The organism is Rhizobium sp. BK098 (assembly GCF_014193155.1).
GTDB lineage: Bacteria > Pseudomonadota > Alphaproteobacteria > Rhizobiales > Rhizobiaceae > Rhizobium.
Genome location: NZ_JACHYY010000030.1, coordinates 1 through 10,489 on the forward strand (window position 1 = coordinate 1; position 10,489 = coordinate 10,489).

Below are 10,489 nucleotides of genomic sequence, written 5' to 3' on the forward strand. Positions count from 1 at the left end.
ATGCTTGCCCCTGAACGGGAGGCTCAATGATGTTGCGAAACTGCATTGCGAGAAGTTCACCTCAGTCACAGACTTTGTCAACAGGACCTAGGAAGTGAAACGCGTCGCTCGCAACTAGTAACCGACGGGCAACAAGTAGGCCAACACGCAACCCGACCGCGGCTCTCAAATACGCCAGAACGCTGCGCGACAGGTTGAACTCTGTCAGCGCCAAGTGTTTGCGCTCGCGGCGCTGGTGTAGAATACTAAATTGACGTACATCATAGGAGGAAACTTGCCCGACTGATATGCGATCGCTTACGGAAACCGTTCAGGAGGCGTCCATGATGACGGCTATCCAAATGCGCGAAAGGGCAGATTACTATTTCCGTCGTGCCCGCGATGAGGGTGATGACCAGCATCGCGAGACACTCATCGATCTCGCAATCGACTTTGACAAGATTGCGCTTGATCTTGAAAATTGGGAAAGAGGGAGAGTTTCACCTATTTCGACTTCGAGGAACAAGCACTACCCCCAGGCAAGCTTACTGGGCCTATTCAGGTTTGGATTTCAGCGACTTACCTTCTCTACAAAGTTGGGCTGGAATGACCATATGGGAGCCTTGACCGGACCGAAGCGCTGCTAAATTATGCAGAAGGATCGGCCTTTCTGGATTTCTCTTCAATGGGCAGCTTATGCTCGCGCCTACGGATCTGGATTTCGAACCTGTCAGGAAGCTGGCGCGAAGGAATAATGGCGGATCAGGCTGCCCTCATCCGTTGGGATGTCAAAAGTGCCTGTCGATCCTGAATTTTGAGTTCCGCTTGGCAGCTGGCTACTCCAATGAAAGAACACAAGGGGCAAAATACCTCCATTTGGCGGCGTTCCTTGTGTTTCCGGCAGTACCGCCATTGCGCGTCGCCGTGGCTTTTCCCGGCCGATGGACCGGTTGGATCGTCACGAAGCTGGATCGGCTCGGCCGAGACGCCATCGATGTCGGCACCACGGTAAGGACGTTGTCTTTGGTTGACAAAACCGCATACGATTTGGAGCCGTATTTCCTCCGACCCCATCTACCGAAGCGACTGCGCCTTGATGGCTGATTTTGGATAACGTGCTGCAGCAACTTGCGTTTCCGGAATATCTGTCTTCGTCCGTCTCCTGCGGACGGGCGTCCACCTTTGCGTTCGGCTTGGAGAGCTAGGGTTGTGTTTTGATTACCCTCAAGAGATAGTCGCACGAAGGGAGTGGTTTCCGCTGCGGTCCACTTGTCGCCATTGCGGAGGACACAATGAAAAGCGAGCCGCACCCACCCGCGTCGCCCAAGCTCAAGCTCATGTTGGGCGCCACGGGTGTTGTCTTCGGCGATATCGGCACCAGTCCACTCTACGCATTCAGGGAAAGCTTCATTGGCCATCATCGCCTGCCACTAGATCAATTTCATGTGCTCGGCGTGCTTTCGATGCTCGTCTGGGCGTTGATCCTCGTCGTCACAGTCAAATATGTTTTCGTGACCATGCGCGCGGATAACCGTGGTGAAGGCGGAAGCTTCGCTCTCCTTGCTCTTGTGGAGCGTGTAGCGAAGCACTCGTGGGAGTTGCCGTACATTGCAGGAGCCGCGCTGATCGCAACGACGCTATTCTATGGCGACGCGGTGATCACGCCGGCGATCTCCATCCTCTCGGCGGTCGAAGGCCTGACGCTTCTCAACAGCAGCTTCTCCGACTATGTTATCCCTCTTTCGATCGTGATCATCGCCGGGCTGTTTGCCATCCAGCGGTTCGGGACGGGGCTCGTGGGAGGCCTGTTCGGCCCGGTGATGGCGATCTGGTTCCTGACGATAGGCATTCTCGGTGCCGTCCATGTGGTCGCCAACCCGGTCGTGCTGCAGGCAGCAAGCCCGACCTATGCGCTCGGATTTTTGGCGGCCGATCCCGTCCGCGCCTTCTTTACGCTCGGGACCGTTGTGCTGGCTGTCACGGGTGCGGAAGCGCTCTATGCGGATATGGGCCACTTCGGGCGCTCGGCCATTGCACGGGCCTGGCTGTGGCTGGCGCTACCCGCACTGTTACTTTGCTACGCCGGGCAGTCCGCACTTGTACTGGCAGACCCCACAGCAATCGAGTCGCCCTTCTACCTTATGGCCCCGGTCGGACTGCTGATCCCCCTTCTTTTTCTGGCTGCTGCCGCGACCGTCATTGCCAGCCAGTCGATCATCAGCGGCGCATTCTCGGTGACGCAGCAGGCCGTTCAGCTCGGATACCTGCCGCGCGTCAGGATCCATCACACCTCGTTCGAAGCGCGGGGGCAGATCTACGCACCGACCGTAAACATCATGCTGTTCCTTGCCGTCATCGCGCTTGTTCTTGCTTTCCGTAGCTCGAGCGCTCTTGCCGCGGCCTTTGGCCTAGCCGTGACCGCGACCATGGTACTGACGACACTTATCATCGGCTTCATGATTTTTCGCGTCTGGCGCTGGAACCCCATCTGGGCCATACCGCTATACGCCATTCTACTCATATTCGACCTTGGCCTTTTCGCTGCCTCGGCCACCAAGTTCACCGATGGCGGCTGGTTGCCGGTCACCATCGCCGTCGTACTGATCATCATCTTCTCGACCTGGCGACGCGGGCGCGCGCTCCTCAACCGCAGGCTCGCATCCGACACGATGCCCGTCGAGACCTTTCTGAAGTCGACCGCCAATGTTACCCGAGTTCCGGCAAGTGCCATTTATCTGACAACAAACCGGGAAGGCGTTCCTCCGGCGCTGCTTCACAACCTCAAGCACAATCTCGTGCTCCATGAAGACGTGCTTCTCGTCACCATCGAGACGGCACTCACACCCGTCGTCGAGCAAGTCGAAAGGTTGGCGGCAACAGATCTGGGCGGCGGCTTTACTCGGGTCATCATTCGCTACGGCTTCGCGGAGCATCCCAACGTGCCGTTAGCGCTGGCGCCGATCTTCGAGCGCATGCCGCATTTCAATCCTCTGACCGCTGGCTATTTCCTCAGCCGTCAGACACTCGTTCCGTCAAAAAGGCCTGGGATGGCCGTGTGGCGGGAAAAGCTCTTCGCAGCGATGATGCGCAACTCGGAAACACCAATGACTTTCTTCAAGCTCCCTGTCGACCGCGTGGTCGAACTGGGCAGTCAGGTCGAGATCTGAAGAGCGAATCTGGAGATATTGGCGGCCCGCGACGGCGGACAGGTGTGCTGGCTCATCACGGCGCAGCCACAAGCTTCAACCATCTTCTTGTTCGCTCGGCGAGAGGCACGTTCCTGGCCACGATTGCCGATCAAGCGGAATAGATGGAAAGAAGCCGTCACGGCCAAAACCAGAAAATATTATGAGTTTCTTATAATTATCAGCCGCAATTGCCCTGGATTTCATACAGCCTCGCTCACAAATTATCGCATTGGATACGGTCTCGATCTTTGATGATTTGATGACCGCCAATAGCAAGCTGAAGGAGCTGGTCCTTGACCACACGACACTATCATCAGCATCGAACAGGTGTTTCAAGCCGTGAGGTAGCGCGAAATAGACTTATCGGTCGTATCCTCGCTTGGACTATCATTTGTTTGATTGCCGCCATTTTCATCGTCGCCTTGTACCTCGGCGCATGAGGATAGCAGCAGAATCGGGGAGAGCACCGGCCTCCGCTCCACCAACACTCCAATAGTCTCGCTCGCCACAGATAGACAATTTGGACGACCCCGTCATGGTGGACATCACCATTGGACTGTTGTCGCGATAAGGCGAAATCCCAACCCTAAGCGCAGGAGGATCTTCTCAGAAGCATCCGCTGAGTCTGTCTGAAATCCTGATCGGGTCGGCGAGGGTTCCTGCCTGCATCTTGCGCATGACCTGGCTGCGCCGGACTTTCACCGTAACTTCGCTCACGCGAAGGGCTGCGGCGATCTGCTTGTTCAACAGGCCGCGGACCACCAGCCGCATGCAGATTCAAACCGTACTACTGGTACCAATCCGATGTAAATCAATGCCTTGGCGCGGAAAGACGGCTACGAGATGATCCACCGGCTCGGCGATCACGTAAGTTGATCTTGCCTTATGCGGTCAGTTGCTCGTCATATCGCATCAGCCGCCCGGCATTCGCCAGCACCAGCAGGGTGCTGAAATTATGGAGGAGGGCAGCAACTACGGCTCCCGCGCTTCCAAGAAAGCCAAATCCCGCCAATGCGATGATCGCCACGGTCCAGCCGAGGCCGATGATGACGTTGGTTTTCAATGTCCGCCGGCACAATCTGCTGAGGCGGACGCATGTGCCGAGCCGTCGCAAATCGCTGCCGATCAGGATGATGTCAGAGGAGGCGAGCGCGATATCAGCACCACCTACCCCCATGGCGATGCCGACGGCACCGGCCTTGAGGGCGAGCGAGTCGTTGATCCCGTCGCCGACGACCAGAGGTTTGAAGCCGCTCTTAGTCTCGCTCAGCACGCGTTTCAGCTTGTCGGCGGGCAGGGCCTCGGCCGCGACATCGGTTATGCCGATCTCGCGCGCCAGGGCATGCGCGACCGATTGACGGTCGCCGGTGAGCAAAAGCTGACGACTGAGCCCGAGCGCTCGCAACTCCGTCATCGCGACCGCTGCCTCCGGCTTGACCGTGTCCGACAGGAGAAGCCAGGCGACAAAGTCTCCACCGATGGAAAGGCCTGCGAGCGGACCGTCATGTGGGGGAGCCGAGGGAGTGACGACGGACAGGCGTTCGAACAATTCAGGACGTCCGAGCGCCACTTCGCCCCTTGCCGTACCCGCGACGATACCCAGTCCTTGAAGTTCGCGGACGTTGGTCAGCGGATGGTAGGCGTTATGAGAAACAAGCGAGGCTAGCGCCCGGCTGACCGGGTGGCTGCTGGCAGCGCCCAGAGAGGCCGCCAAGGCCAGAACGGCTTCCCGGTCCCTATTGCCCGTCAGTCTAATATCTTGCAGCCGAAGCCGGCCGAAGGTGAGGGTGCCGGTTTTGTCGATGACCAGGGAAGTCAAATCTGCCAGTTCTTCGAGAAATGCCGAGCTGCGGATAAGGATTCCATGGCGCGCGGCGACCGCGATGCCTGCAATTGCCGTTGCCGGCGCGGACAGAACCAGGGCGCAGGGGCAGGCCGCGACCAGGATCGCCAGCATGATCTGGTCATTGTAGGTTAGGAACCAGGCAAGGGCGGCTATTGTCAGCACGAAGCCCAGATATTGCTGGGCGTAGCGCTCCAAGAGCCGCGTGATCGGCGGCTTTGAATTTTCCGCGCGCTGCATCAGTGCGATGACTTTTCCAAGCGTCGAGTCCTCGCCTGTTCGGGTCACTTCGATCTCCAGACGGCCGTCCAGATTGATCGCACCGCCGAAGACCTCCATGCCAACTGTGACTTCGAGAGGCACGGATTCGCCGGTGATCGGCGCAGTGTCGAGGCTTGCCTGTCCCTGCCTGACACGACCATCGGCGGGAATGCGGTCTCCCGCTCTTACCTCCACCAGATCGCCTGGCTTCAGCGTGACATTGTCGATTTCACGCGTCGAGCCGTCCGGCGTGATCAGCCGTGCGTGGCTATGGGTCAGACGCGCCAGCGCCTCCATCGCTTCTTTCGATCCGATGACGCTGCGCTCCTCCAGCACATGGCCGAATATCATGATGATCGGGAGGAGGGCGGCGGTCAGCAGATCGCCCGTCGCCCAGGCGGCCAGCATGGCAAGAGCGATCAATTGATCGGTGATGCCATGCAGGCTCGGATGGCGCAGGCTATGCCAACCGGAGCGGATGACCGGAATGGCAACGATCAGTGAGGCGGCCGCCAGCAGAAGCTGGCTCACGCCCTCTTCATCCGGCGCAAGCCAGCGCCATGCGATGCCGAGCGCAAGCAGGCTCAAGGCGATCATGGCGAGGGTCAGCTGAACGGCCGCCGCCTGCTTTTCGTTCGCGGTCAGAAGGCCGGCACTGAGCATATGGCCATGATGATGCGTGTGGCCATGGGAGCCGTGGGGATGATCGGTCGCGACAGTCATTTGTCGGCTCCCTGCAGGATGAGGCGTGCGTCGTCCCTGGGGTCGACCGTGACCACCGAGCCTGCCTTCGACAGGATTTTGGCAACGCGATCGCGATAGAGGCGCCAGAGAAGGCCGGGGTCGCTATCGGACCCTTGCGCGCTTGCAAAGCCGGCGACGATGGCCGTGTCAGCACGCGCCTTTGCCAGACGTTCGCTGGATTGGGCTTCCGCCACCTGCACGATCCGATCGGCTTCCTGATCGGCGGCCTGTCTGTCCTTTTCCGCATCGTTCTGTGCCGACGCAATCGCCTGCTCTGCCTGCTGGCTTGCGGTCAGCACCCCGTCGAATGCGCTTATGGCTGTCGCCGGAAGTGCGGATTGGACATCGGCGCGATCGATCTCGATTCCCAGGTTCAGGCCCTTCGACTTTAGCGAGCCCAGGCTTGCGTTGATGCTCTTGACCAGATCGGCGCGCAGGCGTTCGCGTCGCTCGGCGACATCGCTCTCCGCGGAGACCAGCTCGGGGCGCGCGACCAGAATACTGTCCAGATCGCGGGAAGCGCAGATTACGACGGCGCTACGGGTCACGAGGCGGTCGAGTGCCGGCAGAACGTGGTCCTGCTGCAACACATAGGCAGAGGGGTCGGTCACCCGATAAAAGACGCGGATGTCGAGCTGAACGACGCTGGCGTCTGCGGTCAGAAGATAGCCCGAACCCGCCAGAGTATCGCTCTGCGCCTCTGTGTTAATCTCGCTGGCCTGAGCTGCAGGAGAGCGAAGCAATCCGTCGATCCGGCGTTCCAGAACCGTTGCGCCGTCGGGCAGCAGCAAGACTTTTTCGAAAGGCGCCGGCAGGGCCCATAATAGGCCGGATTCCTGCACCCGGTTCAAGGCGCCCAGGCGAAAGACGACGGCCCGGTTTTGCGGTGCGATCTCCCGGATATTGGAGGTTGCCCAGCCGACGGCCGTAAGCACCATGATCGCGGACAGCAGCATGGACACCAGGCGAACTGCCTGATGCTGCGCCATCAAATTCCTATCCCCAACCGCACCCATCTCTAATGTGCTCCACCAGCTGATGCGGCGCTGGGCGGTCCATCGACCAAAGCCCTGAAAGGTGCTGCATCGGTGCGCAGGACAAGGCGCGTGTTGGAATTGACGATGGTGCCAAGCGTGTCGAGGGAGCGGAGCAGCTCGTAAAGCTCAGGCGCGCTCTTATAGGCCGCTCCATAGATCCGTGCCGCTTCGACGCGGGATTTCGCTTCTATATCGGCGGCCTTCACGGTCGCGTCCGCCTGCAGCACTCTCGCATCGCGCTCGGCTGCGGAGCGGATTTCCGCCGCCTGGCGCTTGCCGACTGCCGCACGTTCGGTGGCGATGGTTTCACGCTCGGCCCGCATGCGGTCGACAGTGGCGCTCAACGTCACCGAAGGCAGGGTCAGGCGCTCGATACCGACATCGACAACCTGCAAGCCGTAAGTGTCGAACAATTGCTGTGCGATCTGGGCCTTGAGCTGCGCTTCCAGGGCATCGATCCGAAGCTTGTCCGGATCGGGATTGATCAGCGACGACAGGTCGAAATTGCTCGCCGCCGTCTCGAGCGACGATCCAAGAAATGTGCGGATTTGCGCGGCCGCCTGGTCCGGCTGGTTCTGAACCGACCGCACGAAGCGCTTGATGGCATCCGGATCGGGCGGGACCTGCCAGATCGCATAGGCCTGCGCGATGATCCGCAGCCCATCCTTGGTTCCGACATCCCGCAGGCCGCTAGACGTCGATTTGGCGCGCAGATCGACGTCGATGGTCTTCTCCAGGGGAATGGGAAGTCGAAAGGCGAGGCCTGGATCGATCAGAACGCGAGCGGGATTGCCAAACCTAGTGATGATAGTCGCTGCTCCCGACCTCACCTGGACGAGGCAGGCGGCGACAAGAATGATGGCGACGACGATCGTCGCGACCACCAGGCGGGACCACCGAAAGGGCATTGTTTCTTTGTGATCATCGCCGTGATCATGATGATGATCGTGCTCGTGATGGTCCGAGCCCGGATGGGCGTGCGCGTCAGTCATGGGCCCGTTTCTTCGCTTTGATATGGGGTGTTAGGTTCGGCACTTGTGTCGGGATCGACCGGTGGCATCATGCTCCGGAGATCGAGGGTCGGAGCGATGCTTCCGCCGATGCGGTGATCGAGGACAAGAGCCTTCGAATGGGATAGTCCCATCGTCAGTTTATTGAAGTATTCCTCGGTCAGAAACGCCTGTCCCGCCTCATGGAAGGCTGATTGTTCGGCCTGGAAGCGGAGTTTTGCGACCTGCGAAGCCGCGACGCCTTCCCTTGCCGTTGCCGTCGCATTGTCCTGCTGGAGGCTGGCATTCAATTGTGCCTCATTCGTCCGTTCGGCGGCCGTTCCCCGTTCGCGTGCAACCAGCGCCTCCGCACGGATCTGAGCCGCCTGGACCCCGTGGAAGGCATTGGCCGCGCCGGCAGGCGGGTGGATGGCCTCGACGACCACCGCCAGGATTTCGACGCCGCTGTTCAGCTCATCCATGTTTTTCTGGACTGCCGAGGCGATATCGTTTGCGAGCGACAGCCGGCCTTCGCTCAAGACGTCGTTGAGCGTTCTCCTGGCAAAGTCATGAACCAATACGCGGTTTGCGGTGCTTTCGATCAAGGCTGGGAGATCGGCGACCCGATAGGCCGCCTTTATCGCCGCCTGGTCCGAAAGACCGATGCGGTAGACAAAACGCACGTCCATGTTGACGATCTGAAAGCTCTGCGCGCCGCCGGTGCCGCTGGCGATAAGCTGCGATTTCTCGCTGATGTGCGAGGCATCCCACAGCCGGTTCGCACTTTCCGGCGCTGGCCCTTCCGCATCGGTCAGCTTTTCGCCATCACCGCTCGTGCTGACGGAGGTTGCCAGCTCGTGCACGTTGCCGTTCTCGATGGGAATGACACGGCCAAACGGCCAAGGAAGGCCGATGTGCAGGCCGGAATGCAGGATGCCCTCGGCCTTGCCGAACCGCTCGTAGATGCCTCGGCCGGTCATCGGAACTTCGTGCACGCTGCTCAGCAGCCAGCCTAAAAGGAGCGTTCCGAGTATGATGGCTGGAGCGGCCTTACGAATGAACGAAAAGGCCCAGATCTGTCGAAGATCAATGCCATGTTTGGTCCGTAGCTCTGATTGAATGCTGACCAATGGCTGGGGCGGCCACTGGAGAGCGCCCGCGACAAGGCTTGTGGCGATCAATGCCGGTTCGCGGCTGTCGTTTTGCGGGCGGAACATGGCGGCGACCGCGCGCAATAGAAACTCAAGCCCGACAATCGCGACAAAGCCTCCCAGAGCGGCGAGCATTTTTATGGACAGACCGGATCCACGCGCACTCAGAAATAGGCTGAAGCAGGACAATACAAGCACGAAAATAGGAATGCGCGCCAACTGCGAAATCGCTCTTGCCTCCGGCCATTCCGGTGCTTCGATCGCGGCCAGGCGTCTTTCCGTCACAAGCAGAAAAAAGGCGAAAGCCAAACAGGCACCTATGATGAGATAGCTCATCGTTCCGATCGTCATGTCGTCCGCTTCCAGGCTCCAACCGGCATAGACGAGCAAACAAGCAAAGAGGGAAAGGCAGAAGACCGAGAGCGGGCGGGCACCTATACGTGACAAAACCGATTGCCCGGCGAGAAACGCGCTCTCGGTCCAACGCTCGACCGGATCCGGCTCTTGCGCCTGTCGTGACGACCACGGCGAGGTTACGAAGGCAATGAGCCATTGCATGAACCGTCCGAGCGGAATGCTGGCAAGGCCGGCCTGCTCCCGACGCCACCGCGCAATCTCGTGGGCAGATCGAAGTCCGGTCCCAAAAAGGATGAGTGCTGCCGCGTTATCGCAAAAGAACGCAATCCAGATCGCATTGAGGCCAAAGGTGCTCGCGAGCCAAGCGCATAGCAATAGCAGAGTGGCGGAAATCGACACAGCAGCACCCTGGCCTGCAAGGTCACGGGCTTGAACCGCCGCAAGTTGGAAGTCTGCTCGGCTTTTGATCTCAGGAGATTGCTGCGTGTGGCCGTCCGTGGGAATCGGCGTCGTCATGCTTTCAGCGCTCTTCTGTGCTCGATTCGAATGCCGCACGACCGCGGCCAGTTCGGGTTACAGACACGTTATTACGTATCGCGCTCCTATCGACAAGGGTTTTGCCTTGCGCGAAATTGAATAATGGCCTGATGTAGGAGGCGAGTTTTGCCAGTTTGGCGTCCAGACTGACGCGAAGATAAGCCTTCTTTCGCCTCATGACGAAGGGCAATCTGGCAAAAGGCGTGGTCCGTGACGCGAGAGGATTCCCTTAGCTAACGGTGGCGTCGCCTTAACGGATTTTGCTGAGCGAAATGATATCCGACCAGCATGACCGAAGAGCCGCTTAACCATTACCGCCGCCATCGCTTTCCAGCCGAAATTATCGCCCATGCAGTCTGGCTCTATTATCGGTTTCTGCTGAGCCTGCGCGACGTCGAGGACC

At 59.4% G+C, this 10,489-nt stretch carries 6 protein-coding genes and 2 pseudogenes; 3 read left to right on the top strand and 5 right to left on the bottom strand.

From position 1 onward, the window contains the following. Positions 1–323: 323 nt before the first annotated feature. A complete protein-coding gene (locus FHT73_RS28855) occupies positions 324–626 on the top strand; it encodes a hypothetical protein (RefSeq protein ID WP_183716477.1) in 303 nt (100 codons plus the stop codon). 645 nt (positions 627–1,271) lie between these two features. Then, positions 1,272–3,146, top strand: coding sequence for a KUP/HAK/KT family potassium transporter (locus FHT73_RS28860; protein ID WP_183716479.1), 1,875 nt, complete (start codon positions 1,272–1,274; stop codon positions 3,144–3,146). A 627-nt stretch (positions 3,147–3,773) separates the two neighbouring features. Here the strand turns inward: FHT73_RS28860 and FHT73_RS28865 are convergent. The 5 genes and pseudogenes from FHT73_RS28865 to FHT73_RS28885 all read right to left on the bottom strand — a co-directional run. Further along, positions 3,774–3,935, bottom strand: a pseudogene (locus tag FHT73_RS28865) (LuxR C-terminal-related transcriptional regulator); the annotation flags it as partial. A 115-nt stretch (positions 3,936–4,050) separates the two neighbouring features. Next, positions 4,051–5,994 carry a cation-translocating P-type ATPase gene (locus FHT73_RS28870; RefSeq protein ID WP_210290533.1) on the bottom strand — a complete coding sequence of 648 codons (1,944 nt, stop codon included), beginning with the start codon at positions 5,992–5,994 and terminating at the stop codon, positions 4,051–4,053. Continuing rightward, entirely contained in the window at positions 5,991–7,031 is a 1,041-nt protein-coding gene (locus tag FHT73_RS28875; RefSeq protein WP_112611607.1) for a protease modulator HflK, read from the bottom strand. Before FHT73_RS28875 ends, FHT73_RS28870 begins: the two co-directional genes overlap by 4 nt. A 2-nt stretch (positions 7,032–7,033) precedes the next feature. Next, the gene (locus FHT73_RS28880) at positions 7,034–8,044 is read right to left on the bottom strand and encodes a protease modulator HflC (RefSeq protein ID WP_112611609.1); all 1,011 of its coding nucleotides are present in this window, start codon (positions 8,042–8,044) and stop codon (positions 7,034–7,036) included. Then, positions 8,041–10,065, bottom strand: coding sequence for a protease modulator HflK (locus FHT73_RS28885; protein ID WP_183716483.1), 2,025 nt, complete (start codon positions 10,063–10,065; stop codon positions 8,041–8,043). The genes FHT73_RS28880 and FHT73_RS28885 overlap by 4 nt, the downstream gene beginning before the upstream one ends. Before the next feature lie 309 nt (positions 10,066–10,374). Here FHT73_RS28885 and FHT73_RS28890 point away from each other — a divergent pair. Further along, positions 10,375–10,489: pseudogene (locus FHT73_RS28890) on the top strand (IS6 family transposase); the annotation flags it as partial.